We start from the raw sequence: 20,867 nt of genomic DNA, 5'->3' as shown, positions 1-20,867 counted from the left end.
CCATTGCGGGCAGGGAGAAGTCAGGGCGCGACCGCGACGTCCACCCAGAAACGGGTAAAACCCTCTGCGAAATCGCGGTAGCCGCTGACCGTCGAGGGTTTGACGGCGTAGGCATTGGCGCCGTTCTGATAGGCGCGGTTCACATCGACGGAATTCGACGAGGAGGACAGCATGATCACCGGCGTGACTGCCGTGCGCGTGCGTGCGCGCAGCCGCTTGAGCAGGTCCATGCCGCTCGTTCCGGGCATGTTGATGTCGAGGAGGATATAGTCGAAGGCTTCGATATCGAGCCGGTCACTCGCCTGTTCCGCGTCGGCAACGTGGGTGATTTCGATCGGGCTGCCGGCATCGCTGAAGGCACGCATGACGAAGCGTACATCGACGGGATCGTCATCGACGACGATCAGCTTTCTAGCTGAGCCTGCCACGTTCGTTCCCCCTTGACTTTACGGGCTGCGGAAACGTCACCACGAAGCGTGCGCCCGGACCATAGGTGGTGTCAAGCGCTATCACGCCGTTGTGGCTCTCGACGATCCGCCGCGCCAGCGCCAGGCCGACGCCAGTGCCCTGATAGACCGACTCGTCCCGGTGAAGTCTCTGGAAAACATCGAAAATCCGCTCGACATGCTGCGGATCGATACCAATGCCGTCATCTTCAACCACGAAAGCAATGCCGGCTTCGTTGTGTTGCGAATAAACGCGCACCACGGGAGCCTTGTCAGGGTGGTGGTACTTCAGCGCATTGCCGATCAGGTTCTGGGCCAGGCGCTTCAGAAGCTCCGGGTCGCCCATGACCTCCGGCAGCGACCGGATATCGACCCGCCCGCTGGTTTCCTGCACATGGGTTTCAAGCAGCACCAGCGCATCGCGGACCACATCGGCGAGTGCGACCGGCTTTGGCGACGTGATGCGGTAGGCGATTTGGGAAAATTCGAGCAGGCTGTCGATGATGCGACGCATGCGCGCGGCGCTTTTGCGCACATGGTCCGAATAATGGGCCAGTTCGGCAAATTCGCCGCGGTGGAGATCCTCGGAAATCATCTCGGCAAACATCGAGAGATGGCGTAGCGGCGCCTTCAGGTCGTGCGAAACCGTCGCGGTGAACTGGTCAAGCGCCTCGTTCTTGCGACGCAGTTCGTTCGTCTGCGCCTCCACCTTATGCTGCTGGTGCTTGGCCTCGGTGATGTCACGCCCAACGCTGACGACCTCGGTGACGCCGCTCTCATCGAAGATTGCGACGGCCGTCCAGAACATCCAGTCCTCTTTGCCATCCGGCCCCTCGGTGCAGACTTCGAGCGAGCGCACGGGCGCCTCGCGCGTATAGCTGTCGATGTTCATCAGGTCGGCCGTCTGTTCCGGCGCGCAGGCAACGTCCGGCAGATAGCGACCGACAAGCTCGTCGGTGGTCGAGCCGACATGCGCGGCATATTTGTCGTTTGCAAAGCGGATGGTGAGGTTCCTGTCGAAGCGCAGGATCATATCCGGCAGGATCTGCAGCAGCGAGAGATAGTCGCGGCGCTTCTCCTCGAGGGCGGCCTCGGCGCGTTTCAGCTCCGAAACATCGACGCGCAACGCGACGATATCGCCGGTTTCGGCCACATGGCTTTCGCCGCGGATCCAACGGTCCTTACCGAACTGGAAGACGCTTCCCCCGCTATCGGTGTTCCTGTGGCTTTCAAGGCGCTGGCGCACCGTCTCCTCGGCCTCCGGCGTGCCTTCCTGAACGCCGGGAAACATGCCCACGCGCAGGCTGGCGCGCGCGATGCTCTCCAGGGTCGCACCGACGCGCACGGCATCCCGGGCATGCCCGCAACGCTCCTTGTAGGAGCGGTTGAACATGACCAGCCGCTCCTCCTGATCGAAGATCGCAAATCCCTCGTTCATCGTATCCAGCGCGGCGGCAATGCGCTGGCCGAGCAGGATCTGCTCGCCATGGCTGCCGCCACTCAGCAGGCTGCGCAGAAGAAGCGCATAACGCGCGCCACCCGGTTCGTCGGAAACGGCGATTACATGGGCCGTTGCCTCGAAGAGCGAGCCGTTGTCGTGGCGGAAGGAGAAGGCGTGCGTATTTTCCCGCCCCGCTACGGCATGACGGGCCAGCAGGGCCGCGACATCCGCCCCATCGATGATGGGGGCATCGGCGGGCTTCTGGCCATTCCGGTTCCAGCCGAAGGCACGCGCCGCCGCGTCGTTATGCGAGACGACATGCGCCTCAGCATCGACAATGAGCGCGGGAAACGGCAGGTTCTGGTAAAGTGCCGCGGCAAAGCCGGTCATCGCTGGTGCCCCTCTCCCTGGCGATCACGCCGGCTGGCAAATGCCGGCCGGGATCGCGAGACTAGGCAAAACCATCAGCGAAAGAAAGGTGCAAGGATTAAGGGGGCTTGCACCTGCTGATTTCAGGCGCGGACCGTCGGCTGGCCGGCAGCGGCAAGCGCTGCGAGGTCGGCCGGCTTCAGTTCGACCGATTCGCCGCAGCCGCAGGCGGACGTCTGGTTCGGGTTGTGGAAGGTGAAGCCGGAGCGCAGCGTCGTTACCTCGAAATCCATCTCGGTGCCGAGAAGGTAGAGCACGGCTTCCGGTGCGATCCAGACGCGGGCGCTGTTCCGCTCGATCAGGTCGTCCTTGGCGTTCGGTTCGGTGACGAGGTCGATGGAATATTCCATGCCCGCGCAACCGCCCTTCTTGATACCGACGCGAATGCCCTTCGCGTCAGCGCCGGCATTGTCGACGATCGCCTTGACACGGTCTGCCGCCGCATCGGTGAGCTTCATAACTGCAAAGGCCATGGGCCATTTCTCCTTCACCGGCCAGGTTCAAGGCCTGACGGTTTCCGAATCCGAATCTAGTGCCGCACGGTTAAGCGATCAATACTGTCTGCCGCATGATCTTGTCCGAAAAGCCTGCAACTTTTCGGGATCACGCTAGTACCAACCAACCGCGACCTGCGCTTCTTCCGACATGCGGTCGGGCGTCCACGGCGGATCGAAGGTCATCCTGACCTCGACGCCGGACACACCTTCAACCGCGCTGACGGCATTTTCCACCCAGCCCGGCATTTCGCCGGCCACGGGGCAACCGGGCGCCGTCAACGTCATGTCGATCTTGACCATGCGGTCGTCTTCGATGTCGATCTTGTAGATCAGCCCGAGCTCAAAAATGTCGGCCGGGATTTCCGGGTCGTAGACCGTTTTGAGCGCGGAGATGACGTCGTCGCTGAGACGCGCCAGTTCGTCGGCCGGGATTGCCGAATGAACGATGCCGTCGCGGACGTCGATCTTGTCTTCCGTTGCGTCGAGGGACATGGGTCCACCTCCTCAGGCAAAAAACTTGCGGGCATGATCAAGCGCGTCGGCGAGAGCATCCACCTCGGCGCGCGTATTGTACAGGCCGAACGATGCACGGCATGTGGAGGTAACGCCGAAGCGTTTCAAGAGCGGCTGCGCACAATGGGTGCCGGCGCGCACCGCGACCCCTGCCCGGTCGATGACCATCGAGACGTCATGGGCATGGATGCCTTCCAGCTCGAAGGAGAAGATCGAGCCCTTGCCCGGCGCCGTGCCGAAGATTTTCAGCGAATTGATCGCCGACAGCCGCTCATGGGCATAGTCGCGCAGGTCCGCTTCATGGGTCGAAATCGCCGCGCGGCCGATCTTTTCCATATAGTCGAGTGCATGGCCAAGCCCGATCGCCTGCACGATCGGCGGCGTGCCGGCCTCGAAGCGGTGCGGCGGCTCGTTGTAGGTGACGATGTCCTCGGTGACGTCGACGATCATCTCGCCGCCGCCCTGGAAGGGTCGCATCTCCTTGAGGCGATCCATCTTGCCATAGAGCACGCCGATGCCCGACGGGCCGTAAAGCTTGTGGCCGGTCATCACGTACCAGTCGCAATCGATGTCGCGCACGTCGACCGGCATGTGCACGGCGCCCTGCGAGCCATCGACCAGCACAGGAATGCCGCGCTCGCGGGCGATCCGGCAGATTTCCTTGACCGGAACGATGGTGCCCAGCGCATTCGACATATGCGTGATCGCGATGAGCCTGGTGCGCTCCGTCAGGCACTTTTCGAACTCTTCGATGTGGAACGCGCCCGTCTCGTCCACCGGCGCCCAGACCAGCTTGGCGCCCTGCCGTTCGCGGATGAAATGCCACGGCACGATGTTGGAGTGGTGCTCCATGATCGACAGCACGATCTCGTCGCCCTCGCCGATCTTCGGCATGCCGTAGCCGTAGGCAACGGTGTTGATCGCCTCAGTCGAGGATTTCGTGAAGATGATCTCGTCGACAGAGGAGGCATTCAGGAAGCGGCGCACCTTTTCGCGCGCCGCCTCATAGGCATCCGTGGCAGCATTCGACAGAAAGTGCAGGCCGCGATGCACGTTTGCATATTCGTTGGAATAGGCATGTGAGATCGCATCGATCACCGACTGCGGCTTCTGCGCCGAGGCGCCATTGTCGAGATAGACCAGCGGCTTGCCATAGACCGTCTTCGACAGGATCGGGAAATCCTTGCGGATCGCCTCGACGTCGTAGGCCTTTGCGGGTGCGTGTTCCATCTCGACTTCCTTGTTTACACAATCCCGGACGCAAAACCGCAGCACACTTTTGCGGGGATTGCTCCTGTTACGCGTGCTTTTCCAGCCAGGCAGCGATGACGCCTTCCAGCGCCTCGACCAGCGGCTCGTCTTCCAGCTCCTCGACGATCTCGGCAACGAAGGCGTTGACCAGCATGGCGCGCGCCTTGTTTTCCGGGATGCCGCGGGCCATGAGGTAGAAGAGCTGGACGTGGTCGATGTCGATCACGGTCGCGCCGTGACCGCACTGCACGTCGTCGGCGAAGATTTCCAGCTCCGGCTTGGCGGAGAAATCCGCCTCGTCCGACAGGAGCAGCGTGTTGCACGACATCTTCGCGTCGGTCTTCTGCGCATCGGGGGCGACGCGGATCTGGCCCTGGAAGACGCCGCGGGCGCGATCGAAGATCACGTTGCGGATGACTTCCGTCGACGTCGTGTGCGGCACGTTGTGACCGACCGTGAAGGTCACGTCATTGTGCGTCTCGCCGCCGAGCAGGTTGATGCCGCGCAACTGGAGATCGGACCCTTCGCCGGAAACGACGACATGGATCTCCTGCCGCACGAGCTTGCCGCCGGCATTGATCACGTAGAGGCGAAGTTTTGCATCCGTGCCGAGCGTGATGCGGATCTGGCCGAGATGCGTGTCCGCACCGCCCTGCCCCTGGAAGATGATCCAGGTGATTTCCGCAGCGTCCGCCAGCGAAATGTCGCTGACCGTCGTCACAAAGGCGGCATTGTCGCCGGTCGCCACATGGCGCTCGATCACGGTCGCCTTGACGTTTGCGCCGAAGGTTGCCGGGAAACGCGTGTGCGTCTGGCCGGCATTCTGCGTCGTCTGGATTTCCAGCGGCCCTGCAAGCTCGGTGCCATCAGGGAAATCCAGCACGAAACCGTCGCGCACGAAGGCACCGTTGATGCGGCCGATCGTGTCGTCGCTGTCGCGGGCGGTGAGGCCTTCTGCGGCGGTGCCGTCAGCAAGCGCTTCCGCGAAGGTGCGCAGCGTCACGCCATCCACCGAACCGCGGGTATCCGCAACACCGTTGACGACCGAAAGGACCGTCGAGCCTTCGACCAGCGGCGCGACCTTGGCGGCGGACGCCGCGGGATCGAACGCAGGCACGGCGCGCAGCAGCGCCTTGAGGTCCGTATAGTGCCAGGCCTCGACGCGGCGCGTCGGAAGACCAGCATCCTTGAAGTCGCTGATCAGAATGTCGCGGGCCGCGATTACGGTACCATCGCCCGGCAGTTCGCCGATCGCGTGGTCGTAGGCTTCGCAGAGCGCGGTCTCGGCGACCGAGAGCTTCATGCCTGTCTGCATGTTCATGAGATTACTCCTTCACGATGCCTCAGGCAGCGGCATCGATGATGTCGGCATAGCCATTTGCTTCCAGCTCATGTGCCAGCGTCTTGTCGCCGGACTTGATGACCTGGCCCTTGTAGAGAACGTGGACCGTATCCGGCACGATGTAGTCGAGCAGGCGCTGGTAGTGCGTGATGACGACGACGGCGCGATCCGGCGAACGCAGCGCATTGACGCCATCGGCGACGATCTTCAGCGCATCGATATCAAGGCCGGAGTCCGTTTCGTCGAGAACGCAGAGCTTCGGCTCGAGCAGCGACATCTGCAGGATTTCCGCGCGCTTCTTCTCACCGCCGGAAAACCCGACGTTCAGCGGACGACGCAGCATTTCCGGCGCGATCTTCAGTTCGGCAGCGGCTTCCTTGACGCGGCGCATGAAGTCCGGCGTCGTCAGTTCCGCTTCGCCGCGCGCCTTGCGCTGCTCGTTCATCGCGACCTTGAGGAACTGCATGGTGGCGACGCCCGGGATTTCGACCGGGTACTGGAACGCCAGGAAGATGCCCTTGGAGGCGCGCTCGGCCGGATCGAGTTCCAGAATGCTCTCGCCGTTGTAGAGGATCTCGCCTTCGGTGACTTCGTAGTCTTCGCGACCGGCGAGGATGTAGGAGAGCGTCGACTTGCCGGAGCCGTTCGGGCCCATGATGGCGGCGACTTCGCCGGCCTTCACGGTGAGGTTCAGGCCGCGGATGATCTCGGTGCCGTCTTCGGCGATGCGAGCGTGCAGATTCTTGATTTCAAGCATGGTTTCTCGGTCCTGCGTTCGGAGCACATCCAGCGCTCCCGTCTTGGTTTCAGAAGCCGAGGAAGAAGTGAACCACCGGAAGCATCATGGCGGAGAAACCGCCGAGGCCAAGCCCCACCACCGTGCGTACCGCCAAATTCCGAAGGTTGGGCGCATACGCTGCTAGTCCACCGCACACCACGGCATAATACGTCAGATTGACCGGATCCATGTCGTCTCTCCCGATGAGAACCGTACCCGTCTATTATAACGGATCACGGGAAAACTTCATCGAACGGCTTGTCCGGCCACCCGGCGGAAAACCGCCGGGGCATTGTTCACTCGATCAGCCGACCGAGCCTTCCAGCGAGATACCGATCAGCTTTTGCGCCTCGACGGCGAATTCCATCGGCAGTTCCTGGATGACTTCCTTGACGAAACCGTTGACGATCAGCGCGATCGCCGCCTCGGTCGGGATGCCGCGCTGCAGGCAATAGAACAGCTGGTCCTCGGAGATCTTCGAGGTGGTCGCCTCGTGCTCGAACTGAGCCGTCGCGTTCTTCGCCTCGATATAGGGCACGGTATGCGCGCCGCACTTGTCGCCGATCAGGAGCGAGTCGCACTGCGTGAAGTTGCGGGCGTTCTCCGCCTTGCGGTGGGCCGAAACCTGGCCGCGGTAGGTGTTGTTCGAGAAGCCGGCGGAAATGCCCTTCGAGACGATGCGGCTCGACGTGTTCTTGCCGAGATGGATCATCTTGGTGCCACTGTCGATCTGCTGGTGGCCGTTCGAGACGGCGATCGAGTAGAACTCGCCGCGCGAACCATCGCCGCGCAGGATGCAGGACGGGTACTTCCAGGTGATCGCGGAGCCGGTTTCGACCTGCGTCCACGAAATCTTGGAGTTCTTGCCCCGGCAATCGCCGCGCTTGGTGACGAAGTTGTAGATGCCGCCCTTGCCGTCCTTGTCGCCCGGATACCAGTTCTGGACGGTGGAGTACTTGATCTCTGCATCATCGAGCGCAACGAGCTCGACGACGGCAGCATGCAGCTGGTTTTCGTCACGCTGTGGCGCCGTGCAACCTTCGAGATAGGAGACGTAAGCGCCGTCTTCGCAAATGATCAGCGTGCGCTCGAACTGGCCGGTGTTCTTCTCGTTGATACGGAAGTAGGTCGACAGTTCCATCGGGCAACGAACGCCCTTCGGCACGAAGACGAACGAGCCGTCCGTGAAGACGGCGGAGTTCAGCGTCGCATAAAAGTTGTCGGTCGTCGGAACGACGGTGCCGAGGTACTTCTTGACGAGATCGGGATGCTCGCGGATGGCTTCGGAGATCGACATGAAGATCACGCCGGCCTTCTTCAGCTCTTCCTTGAAGGTCGTGACGACCGAGACCGAGTCGAACACGGCGTCGACGGCGATCTTCGAGGTCTGCACGCCGGCCAGGATTTCCTGCTCGCGCAGCGGAATGCCAAGCTTCTCGTACATTTTCAGAAGTTCGGGATCGACTTCGTCAATGGACTTCGGGCCGCTCTGGTTCTTCGGAGCGGCATAGTAGTAGAGGTCATTGAAGTCGATCTTCGGATATTCGACGCGCGCCCAGGTCGGCTCTTCGAGCGTCAGCCAGCGCTGGTAGGCAGCAAGGCGCCATTCGAGCATCCATTCCGGCTCGTCCTTCTTGGCCGAGATGAAGCGGATGATCTCCTCGGACAGGCCCTTCGGGGCCTTTTCCATTTCGATCGTCGTCTCGAAACCGTATTTGTACTGGTCGACGTCAATCTGACGGACCTGATCGATCGTTTCCTGCACCGCAGGCATATCGTTCTCCAATCTCGCCGGATCCAAGGTCCGGCAGTTTGTCAACGTGTGGCGGGTGTTCCGCCGGTTATGTAAGGGCCAAAGGGCGGTTTTCCCACCTTTTGGCAAGCGAAAACTTGAGTTTCCGCAAGATTCCGCTCAGGCCGCATTTCCCGTCATGCGCCGCCTGGAGACGACACGCGAAAAGGCTGCCAGGAAGCGTTCCACATCGGCCGTGGTCGATCCCGGACCGAGCGAGACGCGAAGCCCGCCAAGGGCCGCATCGAAGCCCATCGCCGTCAGCACGTGGCTCTGTCCGACCTTGCCGGACGAGCAGGCCGAGCCCGCCGACAGTGCGATGCCTTCGAGATCGAAGGCGATCTGCCCGGTTTCCGATTTCAGGCCCGGCAGGCTGAAGAAGGAGGTGTTGGCGACCCGCTCTCCATCCGCGCCGTGGATGATGATGTCGTTCGTCGTTGTCCGCATCCCCGCTTCCAGCGCGTCCCGCAGGGTGGCGATCCGGGCATTGCGTTCAGCAAGATCGGCCACGGCAGCGCGGGCGGCGGCGGCAAAGCCGGCGAGTGCCGCCGGGTTTTCCGTGCCGGAGCGGTGCCCTTTTTCCTGTCCGCCACCGCGGATCAACGACACCGGCATCAGCACCTCGCCACGCGAGACGAGCGCGCCGACGCCCTTCGGGCCGCCGAGCTTGTGCGAGGAGACGATCAGGAAGTCCGCATCGAGCGCCTCTACATCTACCGGCATGCGGCCAACCGCCTGAACGGCATCGACGACCAGCAGGCCGCCATGACGACGCACGATTTCCGCCGCGGCCCTGACCGGCTGCACGATACCCGTCTCGTTGTTGGCGAGCATGACGGCGACCATCGGCAGGCCCCTGGCCTTGTCGTGGGCCTGAAGGCGCGCGTCCAATGCGTCGAGATCGACGATGCCGGCACGGGTGACCGGGATGGTCGTGACATCCTCGCGGGAAAACCGCCCGCCCTCACGGATCGCCGGGTGCTCGATTTCGGAAACGTAAAGATGGCCGATCGAAAGCGGCGTACGGCCCATGCGGTAGTGCGGCGTCAGAACGAGGTTTGCGGCCTCCGTCGCACCGCTCGTGAAGATCACATGGGCAGGCGCTGCGTTGACGAGCGCGGCCACGTCGCGACGAGCAGCTTCCACCAGCATGCGCAACGCCCGGCCCTCACCGTGAACCGACGACGGGTTGCCGACCATGTCGAGCGCCGCGACACAGGCCTCGCGCGCCGCCGGCAACAGGGGTGCCGTGGCGTTCCAGTCCAGATATGTGCGCTCGATCTTCGTCATCCGTTTTCCGTGCCCGCGTAGCCAAGTTCCATGCGACGTGCATTTTTCTTGAAATTGCCGTCTGGCTTGCCTTATGACACCAAGCTCACGGCGCCCGATGCGCCTATACAGTTTCGAATTGTTCTAAACTAGGTTCTAGAAAAGCTGACTGCTTTCGTCAAGACTTCAGTTGACAAGAATCCGGTCCGGAACGCGAACTTGCCGGAGTAAGAATGCCCGAAATCATCTTCAACGGACCCGCCGGTCGCCTCGAAGGCCGTTACCAGCCGTCCAAGCAGAAGAACGCCCCCATTGCCATCGTGCTGCATCCGCACCCGCAGTTCGGCGGCACGATGAACAACCAGATCGTCTACCAGCTCTTCTACATGTTCCAGAAGCGCGGTTTCACGACGCTACGCTTCAACTTCCGCAGCATTGGCCGCAGCCAAGGCGAATTCGACCATGGTGCCGGCGAACTGTCCGATGCGGCGTCCGCGCTGGACTGGGTGCAGAGCCTACATCCCGATTCGAAGAGCTGCTGGGTTGCCGGTTATTCCTTCGGCGCCTGGATCGGCATGCAGCTCTTGATGCGTCGCCCGGAAATCGAAGGCTTCATGTCGATTGCGCCGCAGCCGAACATCTACGACTTCTCCTTCCTCGCCCCCTGCCCGTCGTCCGGCCTGATCATCAACGGCGATGCCGACAAGGTGGCGCCAGAGAAGGACGTCAACGGCCTCGTGGAAAAGCTGAAGACGCAGAAGGGCATCCTGATCACCCACCGCGTGGTGCCGGGCGCCAACCACTTCTTCAACGGCCAGACCGAAACGCTGATGGCGGAATGCGAGGACTATCTCGACCGTCGCCTCGCTGGGGAACTGACGCCGGAACCGGCCGCCAAGCGCATTCGCTGACCAGCCGAGAACCTGAACGCAAAAAGCCCGATGGTCCACCATCGGGCTTTTTCTTTGCGCGCTTTCAGTTGACCAGCTTGAAGGCCTCGAGCACTACGGCCGCCGGCTCCGCCTCATGCACCCGGTCACGCCCAGCATTCTTGGCGGCGTAGAGCGCATCGTCGGCCCGGCGCATGGCAAAACGCAGCGGCTCGGTCTGGCCGATTTCAGCGACGCCGAAGCTGGACGTGACGCGCACGCTGGGCGGCAGGCCCGGAATTGGCGAGACGGCGCGCGTCGCGCGCAGCGCATGGGCAAAGAGCAAGGCGGCATCCCTGCCGGTGCGGGGCAGAAACAACACGAACTCTTCGCCGCCGATACGGGCAACCAGCGCCCCTTGCGGTGCGGCGGCCTGCAGCATCTCGCCAAACGCGCGAATGGCGGCGTCGCCGCCCTGGTGGCCATGGGTGTCGTTGACCAACTTGAAGTGATCGAGGTCGCAGAGCACGATGCTGTGCGGGCCGTGCGCGGCCATCAGGGCTTCGACCCGATTGTCGAAGCCGCGGCGGTTGAGGACGCCCGAAAGCGCGTCGATCTCCGCATTGACCTTCTCCTCCGCGACGATCTCCAGCACGAGCACGCAGAGCAGCATCAGGCCGACCGCAACGATCAGCACCGCGCCCATGCTTTGCGAGACAAGGGCGAACTGGCTGGCGAGATAGTCCTTTGCCGTACTGCCCGAACCGGCCAATACGGCGGCAAAGGCCTTGGCGATGAAATGCACGCTGGTCACCGCCAGCAGCACGACGAGCGCCCGGTCGACGAAGGATTTCGCCCGCGCCCGCCAGGCTGCCCAGGCGCACATGCCAACCGCCACTGCAAAAGGCGTTTGATAAGGCAGCGCATGTTCCAGCGTGCCGCGCGGCAGGTCATAGATCACGACATCGAGCACCACGAATGCGCCGAAGACGGCGGCCAGAACCGTATGGTTGGTTTTCAGGCCGTAGAGATGGCCGATGCCGACGCGCAGCATGAACATGCCGCCGAGCATCGCGGCGAAGGCGAGGATCGCCCAGGGCTTCGGCGGCGGCACATAGGCGACAAGAAGTTCAAAGACGGTGGCGAGTGAGGCGACGGCAAAAGCGCCTGCAAACCAGCGGGCCGCAACGCGATTGCGGCTCCGGGTAGAGACGACCAGGAAAAACATGCAGAAACACTGCGCGATGAGAAAGTTCACCGTCAACAGGAAGCCCGCGCCACTCATTGGCCACCTACGCAAAACAGGACCGACTGCCCGCGCAAAAGCCCCCGGGCCGATCCCGATCGATGCTAGAGAATGGCTGCGAAAAAAGCGTTAATCGCGGAGGCTGGTTTTCCGGAGGACACCGCCGGTCACAGGAATCCTGACGCCCGTCGTTGCGGGGAAGGTGAGCGGCAATCCCCGCAACGACCGCACGGCGAGATAGGCCCAGGCCTCGGCCTCCATGCTGTCGCCGTTGAGATCGACGGCCTCGGCCGCGACGACCTCCGCCCTCTCCGTTTCGGCAAGAGCCGCGAGGTCACCCATGATGATCCGGTTCAACCGGCCACCGCCGCAGACGACGTAGAGTTTCGGCCGCTCCGGCAGGTGGCGGGCCGACCGCAGGATCGCCGCCGCCGTGACATGCGCCAGGGTGCGCGCGCCGTCCTCGAGGCTCGCATCCCTGCCCTCCGGCGGGCGGAAATCATTGCGATCCAGCGAGCGGCGCACGGGAGCGGTAAAGAAGGCGTGGCTCAGGTAGCGATGGGCAAGGTCGGGATCGACGCGGCCCTCGGAGGCGATCATGCCGCCCTGGTCGAAGGGAATGCCGGCATGGGCCTCGACCCATTGGTCGATCAGCGTGTTGCCCGGCCCGCTGTCATAGGCAACGATCGCGCCATCGCTGCCGATGAAGGTGAGATTGGAAATCCCGCCGATATTGACAAAGACCACGGCCTTGCCGGCCGAACTCGAAAGGCTCGCGGCGAGTGCGGCGTGATAGACGGGAATGAGAGGCGCCCCCTGCCCGCCATGCACCATGTCGTTTGCCCGCATGTCATAGACGACGTCGATTCCCGTCTCGCGCGCCAAAAGCCCGCCATCGCCAAGTTGCACCGTCAGCGCCGCATCGGGCCGATGCAGGACGGTCTGGCCGTGGAAACCGACGACGTCGATATCGGATGGCTTCAGGTCATTTTCGGCAAGGAAAGCGCGGACGGCCTCGGCATGGCGCTGCGTCAACTCCCGTTCGATGTCGGCGAAATCGCCCGGCCGCTCGTCGCGTTCGCTGATCGCCTTGGCGGTTTCCAACGCGCCTTGCAGGCGCCGCCGGAAGGCCGAATCGTAGGAGCGCCCCATGGATGGACCTCGCTCGACCACAGCTTCACCGTCCGTGCGCACCAATGCGACGTCGATGCCATCGAGGCTCGTGCCGCTCATCAGGCCGATCGCTGTCCGCAGTGCCGTCATCCCATCGCTCCAGAATCACTTTTGAAGTGATTATGCGGTGAAACAGTGTTAAACGCCCGGCGGTTCGCCGGAAAATTACATCCGGCCGCAAACATCCCGCCCAAAGCATTCCGGCAAGAGAGACAGGCCATGTCCGAATTCAAATCCGATTTCCTTCGCACGCTGAAAGAGCGCGGCTTCATCCACCAGATTTCCGATGAAACCGGCCTCGACGATCTTCTCGCCAAGGAAACCGTGACGGCCTATATCGGCTTCGATCCGACGGCGCCGAGCCTGCATGCTGGCGGCCTCATCCAGATCATGCTGCTGCACTGGTTCCAGAAGACCGGCCACCGTCCCGTCTCGCTAATGGGCGGCGGCACAGGCATGGTCGGCGACCCGTCCTTCAAGGACGAAGCGCGCCAGCTGATGACGCCGGAAACCATCGACAGCAACATTGCGAGCATCAAGAAGGTCTTCTCCAATTACCTGACCTACGGCAATGGCCCCAAGGACGCCTTGATGATCAACAATGCCGACTGGTTGCTCGGCATCAACTACCTCGAATTCCTGCGCGATGTCGGCCGCCACTTCTCGGTCAACCGCATGCTCGCCTTCGACAGCGTGAAGATGCGCCTCGAGCGCGAACAGTCGCTGTCCTTCCTCGAATTCAACTACATGATCCTGCAGGCCTACGACTTCGTCGAACTCAACAAGCGCCACGACGTGCGCCTGCAGATGGGCGGCTCCGACCAGTGGGGTAACATCATCAACGGCATCGACCTCGGCCACCGCATGGGCACGCCGCAGCTCTACGCGATGACCTCGCCGCTGTTGACGACCGCTTCGGGCGCCAAGATGGGCAAGTCGCTCTCCGGCGCCGTGTGGCTCAACCCGGACATGCTGTCGGCCTATGACTTCTGGCAGTACTGGCGCAACACGGAAGATGCGGACGTCTCGCGCTTCCTGAAACTCTACACGACGCTGCCGATGGACGAGATCGCCCGGCTTTCCGCGCTCGGCGGTGCCGAGATCAACGAGGTGAAGAAGATCCTCGCTACCGAAGTGACGGCGATGCTGCACGGGCGCGCCGGCGCCGAACAGGCGGCCGAGACCGCCCGCAAAACCTTCGAGGAAGGCGCGATCGCCGAAAACCTGCCGTCGGTCGATGTCGCCACAAGCGAACTCGAAGCCGGCATCGGCCTGCTCTCCCTCGTCGTCAAGGCCGGCCTTGCCACCTCCAACGGCGAAGCCCGCCGTCATGTGCAGGGCGGTGCGGTGCGCATCAATGATGTCGCCGTTTCCGACGAACGTCGTCTCATCGGCACGGCCGATGTGTCTGCCGACGGCGTCATCAAGCTCTCGCTCGGCAAGAAGAAGCATATCCTCGTTCGCCCGGCCTGAGCGGGGCGACAGACCAAGGATCAAGGCCGCCTCCGGGCGGCCTTTTTATTGGAATTCGAAAATGTTGCGGAACACGCCCGGTGCGATGATCGACAGCGGGTTGATGGTGAGATGCGGCTTGTCGAAGGGACCCGACAACTTGAAGGTGATGCCGATCAGCCCGCGATCATTGCCGTTGCCGAGAAGGATGCCGATGATCGGCAGTTCGGCAAACAGCCGGTTGAGGCCGTAGGCCGGCATGAAGGTGCCGGTCATCTCGGTCCGGCCACTGGCATCGCGGACCGTCCCGCGGAAGGTCGCCCCCACCATGTCGCCGCGCACCACGCCGTTTTCGAGGCTGAGAGAACCGCCGCCGGTGCGCACCTGCGCAAAGCCGCGGGAAAATTGCACGGCGCTCACGTCGATCTCGCGCCGCACCGCTTCGTTGAGGCTGCGCCCACCGTCACCGGCCGGCGTCGAGACGAGGGAGCGCAGGCGTTCTTCACCGACGAGGGCGAAATTCCGGATGTCGACGGAACCGAGCCACCCGTCGTTGGGCGTCGCGCGCAGGCGCACGTTCAGGAGGCCACCACGCATGTGGCGGTAGATATCGGCAAAACGCGCGATCGCGCCAGCATCGCCACTGGTGAGCTGGACGGCATCCGAGCCGCCGTTCTTTGCCAGTTGCACGACTACCGGCGCGCCGCCGGTAGTCACCGCCGAAAGATCGACGGCGGAAATGCGGTTGCCCGCCTTGCTGTAGCGGAAATTGACGTTGGAAAGCGCCTCGCCGTTGAAACCGATGGCCCGCGACAGGTTGGCAGTAACGCTGACGCCCTGTTTTTCGCCGGCGGCACTGCCGTTCCCGCTGTTCTTGAGCCGCCCGAGCACGGCGCGCACATCGGCCGTCTCGCCATCCGCGACGACGGTGTAACCGGATTTTCCGCGCGTCACCTTCAGACGATACCGGTCGTCGGCGGAAAGCCGGACCGTCGAGAAATTGGCCGTATCCAGCGCTGAACCACGGAACGTCATATTGCCGGCGACAGTGAAACCATCGCCGGCAAAGCGGAAATCGGAGACCCGCGTCACGCCCTCCGTGGTTTCTGCCGTCAGCTTCACCGTGCCGCCGATGCCGGCACCCTTGGTCCAGCCGATCCACGGAATGGAAACCGCAGCCGCACCGACATCAACCTCCACCGCGCGTGGCCCGTCGCCATCCTGCTCCATGCGCACCTCGATCGGGCCTTCCAGCACGTCCTCGAAACCCGGCAGCAGTTTGCGGCGATCCTTGTTGCCGAGCGTGCCGGAGAGGATGGTCCTGCGCGTGATGTTGGCCGCCTTGTTGACGGGCTCGATGAGTTCGAGATCGAAGGTCACGCCGTCGATATCGGCCTTGGCCTTGAGGTCAGCCTTTTGCGGATCGATGGCGAGCAGCCCGTGCAACGCCGTCACGGCACGGCCAGCGACGGGTTTGGCGACGTCGACATCGTCGAGGGTCAAGGCTGCCGTCCATTGCGGCGGTGGCGGCTTGTGCGCGGCGATGATGCCGAAATGCGCCTTGACGTTCGCCTTCACCTGGCCCGAAAAATCCTCCGGCTTGAAGCCGGTTGCCGGCAAAGCGCGGATCGGCCGGTAGGTCACGAGTTCCGCGATCGCATCGGCATTGCCGGCGACGTCGATGTCCATGTCGGCCATCAACGGTTTGGTATAGTTGTCCGGCAGCGCGAACGTGCCGCCGGTCAGCGCGACGGAGCGGCCGGACGGGAAGTAGGCAGCGCCGCCCGTGATCTCGATTTCGGTGCGCGGCCCGCGCAGGCGGAATTTTCCGGATGTGTCGCGCAAGGGCGGGATTTCGCCCGCGACATTCATGCGCGCGCCTTCGATGTCGAAGTCGATCTTCAGTTCTTCGGGGCCGAGACGCATTGGCACGCCGGGCAGGCGTTCGCGCCCCTCGGCAAGGTAGAACTCGATCCGTCCGTTGGTGATGGTGCCGCCAAAGATGTTCTTGATCACCCAGCTGCGCGCCATCTTGGCCATCCAGAACGGCCAGAGCTGCTTGACGGCGGCCGAGTCGAGTTCGCTCGCAATCATCACGAAGCTGACTTCCGGTGCACGGTCGCCGAAGCGCATCGCCAGTGATCCCGCCGCATTGCCCTTTTCGCTGGAGACCGTCATTTCCTCGAACAGCAGGTTTTTCGTCTTCGGCAGGTAGTATCCGTTGACCTTCGCGTCGAAGCGGATCGGGGCCTCGGTGGAATCGACCGGCCGGCTGATCGCGTTGCTGAAGACAAGGTCGATGGCAAATCCCTTGTCCGGTCGGTCGGAGACCCGGTCGAGATCGATGAGGCCGCCGGTGAAGGGGAAATGCGACTGGCCGACGCTGGCATCCTTCGAGACAAGCTCGATCGACCCCTTGTCGAAATTGTAGACGGCCTTGAGGGTCGACGGGCGCAATTCCGCGGGAATGCCGTCGCCGTAGACGGTGCCTGCCGCCAGGCTGATATCGAGGCCGAGCACCGGCTTCGTACCGGTTGTTTCGCGCACGGCATTGACGGAAATGTCGGCCGTCGTATCGACACCGGCATGAACATTGCCGTTCACGTCGTTGCCGAGCAGGAATTTTCCAAGCGCCACATTGCGGATCGAGCCATCCAGTGTCTGGACGACATCCTGCGCGCCGGATGCGGTCAGGTCGATTTCGCCCTCGGCGCCATCCATGGAGAAATGGCCGTCGATCGACATGGTGCTGTCGCCGTCGCGGGTGAACTGAAGACTGTCAATGGCAAGCGTCACCGGCTTGCCGCCCGGCCCCTGGAAGGTCGCACCAAGATCGGCGATCCTGACAGTCTGCATGCCGTTGGCGTCGATCAGCCGGTGAATGCCGTCGAGCCGCTCGAAGGTGGTTTCCAGATAATCCGGCACATCGGAGATGCGCAGCGCCGCGAGGTCGAGCGGCTTGCTCTTGGGCAGGAGTGCTGCATTGAACATGGCGCCGTCCACATCGAGCCGCGACACGGCAATGCGCCCCGTGGCGAGGGCCAGAGGATCGAGCACGATGCCGACCGCTTCGATCGTCGCCAGCTCCCGTTCCGATTCGATCTCGATGACGCGGGCGTTCTCCGCCTTCAGCGCAAAACCGTCGAAGCCGGCAAGGCGCAGCACCGTATGATCGACGGAGGCGCGGTAGCGTGGGCCGAGCGCCTGGTTGAGGGCGGTGACGGCCCGGGCATTCAAGGTGCTGTCGAAGATGCCCATCTCGACCAGACCGATCAGCGCGGCGCCAAGGAACAGCACGAGCGCGACGGTGGCCGCGATGATTCGGCAGGCGATCCCGGTGCGGCTGGCCTGGCGGGTGTGCAGGACGATAGGCTCATGCGCCTGCGCGGACGGCAGTTCGTGCAGTGGAACGATGTCCTGCTTGCGGAACACGACTTTCTCGCCGCGGATTTCTCCCATCGCGCGCTGGTTTCCTTTGCCCCTGGCGCAGCCTATTCCATGGAATCGGTGCGCATCGTCTGCTGGCCGCTGGACGATTCTGCCTGTCACTATATATGCGGGAGGCCGGGTCCTTGACTCAAAAAGCCGGCCAAAGAAAGGAAATCCCATGGCAGAATTGATCCCGGGCGCGAACGCTCCGGATTTCACCCTCCCGCGCGACGGCGGGGAGACCATTTCCCTTTCCCAGTTCCGCGGCCGGCCCGTCGTTCTCTTCTTCTATCCCAAGGACGATACACAAGCCTGCACGGTGGAAGCCAAGGATTTTACCGCCGCGAAGGCGGATTTCGATGCCGCCGGTGTCGCGCTGATCGGCCTTTCGCCCGACCCGGTGAAGGAGCACGACAAGTTCGTCAAGAAACACGAGCTCAGCGTAGCGCTCGCTTCGGACGAAAGCCTTCAGACGCTGGAAGCCTATGGCGTGTGGAAGGAAAAGAGCATGTATGGCCGCACCTATATGGGCGTCGAACGCACGACGGTGCTGGTCGATGCCGCCGGCAAGATCGCGGAGATCTGGCCGAAGGTAAAGGTCGCGGGTCATGTCGACGCGGTGCTCGACGCCGCCAAGAAACTTTAACATATCCATACAAGGAACTGGAATGATTGAAATTCCGCACATCGAAAGTCTTCGCGGCGGGGCCACGGCGGCGATCAACGCCGCCGATCTCGACGTGAAGACGGAACTGGCGCAGGAAACCGCGCGGCGCTGGTTTGCCCGCACGCTTTCGATGCGCTCGCCGCGCGATCCGGCGCTGCCGACCCGTCCCGGCCGACCGGAAAAGCCCCCGCTTATTCCGCCGAAGCACATGAAAAAGCGTTCGCTGCATACCGAGAAGGGCCGCATCGCCCTCCTCCATGCGCTCGCCCATATCGAACTCAACGCGGTAGACCTTGCGCTCGACATCGTTGCCCGCTTCACCACGGAGCGCGTACCGCATTCCTTCTTCGACGGCTGGATGCAGGTAGCATTCGAGGAAGCAAAGCATTTTCGTCTCATCCGCGATCGCCTGCGCGCGCTCGGCGCGGACTATGGCGACCTGCCGGCGCATGACGGCCTGTGGCAGGCCGCACACGACACCCGCAACGACCTGACGGCCCGTCTTGCCGTCGTGCCGCTTATCCTTGAAGCCCGCGGCCTCGACGTGACGCCGCCGCTGCAGGCCAAGATGCGCGAGACCGGTGACCACGCCAGTGCCGATATCCTCGACATCATCTACAACGACGAGAAGGGTCACGTCGCCGTCGGCGCCAAGTGGTTCCGCTTCCTGTGCGCCCGGGAGAAGAAGGACCCATCCGCCACCTTCAAGGATCTGGTACGCACGAATTTTCGCGGGCCGCTGAAGCCGCCGTTCAACGATGTCGCGCGCGCCGAGGCGGGGCTCACGCCATCCTTCTACCGCTCGCTTGTTTCCGTCAGTCAGAGCTAATATTTTGACCTAAATACCCGCCGGGAAAGCCTTTATTAACCCTAACAATGTGTAATTCCCGCACGAGACCAGCTGAATCGGTCGGGGAGTAAACGAGTGGCGGAGCGTCCAGAAAACCGCGTCTTCGGAAAACGCGCTGAGCAGCATGTCGTTATCCTGGCGAGCGGCGACAAAATCCGTCACATGACGATCCGCCCCTGGATGGCGGCCGTCACCTTCTGTTTTGCCGGCATGTTCACGGTCGGTTATCTCGCCGCCACTTCCTATCTTGTGCTGCGCGACGACCTGATCGGCGCTACCATGGCGCGGCAGGCCCGCATGCAGCACGACTACGAAGACCGCATCTCGTCGCTGCGCGCCCAGGTCGACCGCGTCACCAGCCGCCAGCTTCTCGACCAGCAGGTCGTGGAGGAAAAGGTCGAAAAGCTCATGCAGCAGCAGCTCGCCCTCTCGGAGCGCCATGGCAAGCTCGATGCGCTGCTCAACCGCGCCGAAGGCAGCGGCGTACAGGCGACCGACAGTGTACCCCTTCCGGATACAAAACCGGTGACCGACGGACGCCGCGCCGATGCCGCTGGTGCAATCCATGCCATCATGGGCCTGTCTGGCGATGCGACGCCGAAGACGGCGCAACTCGCCTATGCATCAACAGGCGAATCAGTTGCCGACCGCTCCGACCGGCTGTTCTCCCGAGTGACGCTTTCGCTGAAAGACCTCGAGCACGAGCAGATGGGCCGCATCCAGTCCCTGACGGCCGGCGCCTCCGAGACAGCGGACGCCATCCAGACCATCCTGCGCCGTACAGGCTTCGACGTTGCCGAGGCTCCCCCGGCGGAAGTCGACGCGGAGTCGGGCATTGGCGGCCCCTTCGTCGAACCGGCGACGTTTACCGATCCCTTCGAAGACTCGATCAACGATCTCGACAGCGCGCTGGAGCGCCTCGACAGTGCGCGCCGCACGGCGAAAATGCTGCCCTTCGGCAACCCTTCGCCGGGCAGCAACATCACCAGCCGCTTCGGCAACCGTACCGATCCGTTTTTCGGCCGTCTCGCGCTGCATGCCGGCATAGACTTCCGCGCCAGCACCGGTACGGAGATCCGCTCCACCGGCGCCGGCACGGTCACCGTCGCCGGCCGCAACGGCGGCTACGGCAACATGGTCGAAATCGACCATGGAAACGGCCTGACGACCCGCTACGCCCACCTCTCGCGCGTGCTCGTCAAGGTTGGGGATCATGTGGAAGCCGCCGACCCGGTCGGGCTTTCCGGCACCACGGGTCGTTCCACGGGGCCGCATCTCCACTATGAAGTCCGTCGCGGCGGCAAGGCGATCGACCCCATGCGCTTCCTCACCGCCGGCATGAAGCTGACGACCTATATGGATTGACGTAACGCAAGGCGGGATGCCTTCGTATGACAAATTTGTCCGCCATGAACTTCAAATT

18 protein-coding genes are annotated in these 20,867 nt (G+C 63.0%); 5 read left to right on the top strand and 13 right to left on the bottom strand.

The window, feature by feature from the left end; translation table 11 throughout:
• Positions 1–20 precede the first annotated feature (20 nt).
• From AC1RT2_RS20155 to AC1RT2_RS20110, 10 genes are all read right to left on the bottom strand, one after another.
• Positions 21–428 carry a response regulator gene (locus AC1RT2_RS20155; RefSeq protein WP_069058928.1) on the bottom strand — a complete coding sequence of 136 codons (408 nt, stop codon included), beginning with the start codon at positions 426–428 and terminating at the stop codon, positions 21–23.
• Positions 412–2,277 carry a sensor histidine kinase gene (locus tag AC1RT2_RS20150; RefSeq protein ID WP_493104752.1) on the bottom strand — a complete coding sequence of 622 codons (1,866 nt, stop codon included), beginning with the start codon at positions 2,275–2,277 and terminating at the stop codon, positions 412–414. Before AC1RT2_RS20150 ends, AC1RT2_RS20155 begins: the two co-directional genes overlap by 17 nt.
• A gap of 122 nt (positions 2,278–2,399) precedes the next feature.
• On the bottom strand, positions 2,400–2,789 hold the full coding sequence (gene sufA, locus AC1RT2_RS20145; RefSeq protein ID WP_493104750.1) for a Fe-S cluster assembly scaffold SufA: 390 nt from the start codon (positions 2,787–2,789) through the stop codon (positions 2,400–2,402).
• Between the two features lie 135 nt (positions 2,790–2,924).
• Entirely contained in the window at positions 2,925–3,305 is a 381-nt protein-coding gene (locus AC1RT2_RS20140) for an SUF system Fe-S cluster assembly protein (RefSeq protein ID WP_069058931.1), read from the bottom strand.
• Between the two features lie 12 nt (positions 3,306–3,317).
• A complete protein-coding gene (locus AC1RT2_RS20135) occupies positions 3,318–4,556 on the bottom strand; it encodes a cysteine desulfurase (protein WP_493104748.1) in 1,239 nt (412 codons plus the stop codon).
• A 67-nt stretch (positions 4,557–4,623) separates the two neighbouring features.
• The gene (gene sufD, locus AC1RT2_RS20130) at positions 4,624–5,898 is read right to left on the bottom strand and encodes a Fe-S cluster assembly protein SufD (RefSeq protein WP_493104746.1); all 1,275 of its coding nucleotides are present in this window, start codon (positions 5,896–5,898) and stop codon (positions 4,624–4,626) included.
• Positions 5,899–5,920: 22 nt separating this feature from the next.
• Positions 5,921–6,676: a Fe-S cluster assembly ATPase SufC gene (gene sufC, locus AC1RT2_RS20125; RefSeq protein ID WP_069058934.1), complete on the bottom strand. Its 756-nt coding sequence runs from the start codon at positions 6,674–6,676 to the stop codon at positions 5,921–5,923.
• A 49-nt stretch (positions 6,677–6,725) separates the two neighbouring features.
• A complete protein-coding gene (locus tag AC1RT2_RS20120) occupies positions 6,726–6,887 on the bottom strand; it encodes a hypothetical protein (protein WP_171902390.1) in 162 nt (53 codons plus the stop codon).
• 114 nt (positions 6,888–7,001) lie between these two features.
• Positions 7,002–8,471 (bottom strand): Fe-S cluster assembly protein SufB, encoded by a 1,470-nt coding sequence (gene sufB / locus AC1RT2_RS20115; RefSeq protein WP_069058936.1) that lies wholly within the window; start codon positions 8,469–8,471, stop codon positions 7,002–7,004.
• Positions 8,472–8,609: 138 nt separating this feature from the next.
• Positions 8,610–9,779, bottom strand: a complete 1,170-nt coding sequence (locus AC1RT2_RS20110) for a cysteine desulfurase family protein (protein WP_493104743.1) — start codon at positions 9,777–9,779, stop codon at positions 8,610–8,612.
• 212 nt (positions 9,780–9,991) lie between these two features.
• On the opposite strand from AC1RT2_RS20110, the gene AC1RT2_RS20105 reads away from it, so the two are divergent.
• Positions 9,992–10,669 carry an alpha/beta hydrolase gene (locus tag AC1RT2_RS20105; RefSeq protein ID WP_069058938.1) on the top strand — a complete coding sequence of 226 codons (678 nt, stop codon included), beginning with the start codon at positions 9,992–9,994 and terminating at the stop codon, positions 10,667–10,669.
• Between the two features lie 64 nt (positions 10,670–10,733).
• Here AC1RT2_RS20105 and AC1RT2_RS20100 read toward each other — a convergent pair whose 3' ends face one another.
• Entirely contained in the window at positions 10,734–11,912 is a 1,179-nt protein-coding gene (locus AC1RT2_RS20100; protein ID WP_493104740.1) for a GGDEF domain-containing protein, read from the bottom strand.
• A 90-nt stretch (positions 11,913–12,002) separates the two neighbouring features.
• Complete coding sequence (locus AC1RT2_RS20095; protein WP_493104738.1) at positions 12,003–13,136, bottom strand: anhydro-N-acetylmuramic acid kinase; 1,134 nt, start codon at positions 13,134–13,136, stop codon at positions 12,003–12,005.
• 129 nt (positions 13,137–13,265) lie between these two features.
• Between AC1RT2_RS20095 and tyrS the strand changes: the two genes are divergently transcribed.
• Complete coding sequence (tyrS, locus tag AC1RT2_RS20090; protein WP_493104736.1) at positions 13,266–14,519, top strand: tyrosine--tRNA ligase; 1,254 nt, start codon at positions 13,266–13,268, stop codon at positions 14,517–14,519.
• A gap of 45 nt (positions 14,520–14,564) precedes the next feature.
• Here tyrS and AC1RT2_RS20085 read toward each other — a convergent pair whose 3' ends face one another.
• Positions 14,565–17,957, bottom strand: a complete 3,393-nt coding sequence (locus tag AC1RT2_RS20085; RefSeq protein WP_493104734.1) for a YhdP family protein — start codon at positions 17,955–17,957, stop codon at positions 14,565–14,567.
• A gap of 148 nt (positions 17,958–18,105) precedes the next feature.
• On the opposite strand from AC1RT2_RS20085, the gene AC1RT2_RS20080 reads away from it, so the two are divergent.
• The 3 genes from AC1RT2_RS20080 to AC1RT2_RS20070 all read left to right on the top strand — a co-directional run bounded on the left by AC1RT2_RS20080 (position 18,106) and on the right by AC1RT2_RS20070 (position 20,809).
• The gene (locus AC1RT2_RS20080; RefSeq protein WP_493104732.1) at positions 18,106–18,573 is read left to right on the top strand and encodes a peroxiredoxin; all 468 of its coding nucleotides are present in this window, start codon (positions 18,106–18,108) and stop codon (positions 18,571–18,573) included.
• Between the two features lie 22 nt (positions 18,574–18,595).
• Complete coding sequence (locus tag AC1RT2_RS20075) at positions 18,596–19,423, top strand: ferritin-like domain-containing protein (RefSeq protein ID WP_069058944.1); 828 nt, start codon at positions 18,596–18,598, stop codon at positions 19,421–19,423.
• Between the two features lie 96 nt (positions 19,424–19,519).
• Positions 19,520–20,809, top strand: a complete 1,290-nt coding sequence (locus tag AC1RT2_RS20070) for a M23 family metallopeptidase (protein WP_493104730.1) — start codon at positions 19,520–19,522, stop codon at positions 20,807–20,809.
• The last annotated feature ends 58 nt before the right edge of the window (positions 20,810–20,867 follow it).

It is taken from the genome of Shinella sp. GW821-FHT11G07, from assembly GCF_058808115.1.
Note: the sequence above shows the minus strand (reverse complement) of the source record. Positions and strands in the feature narration are given on the sequence as shown.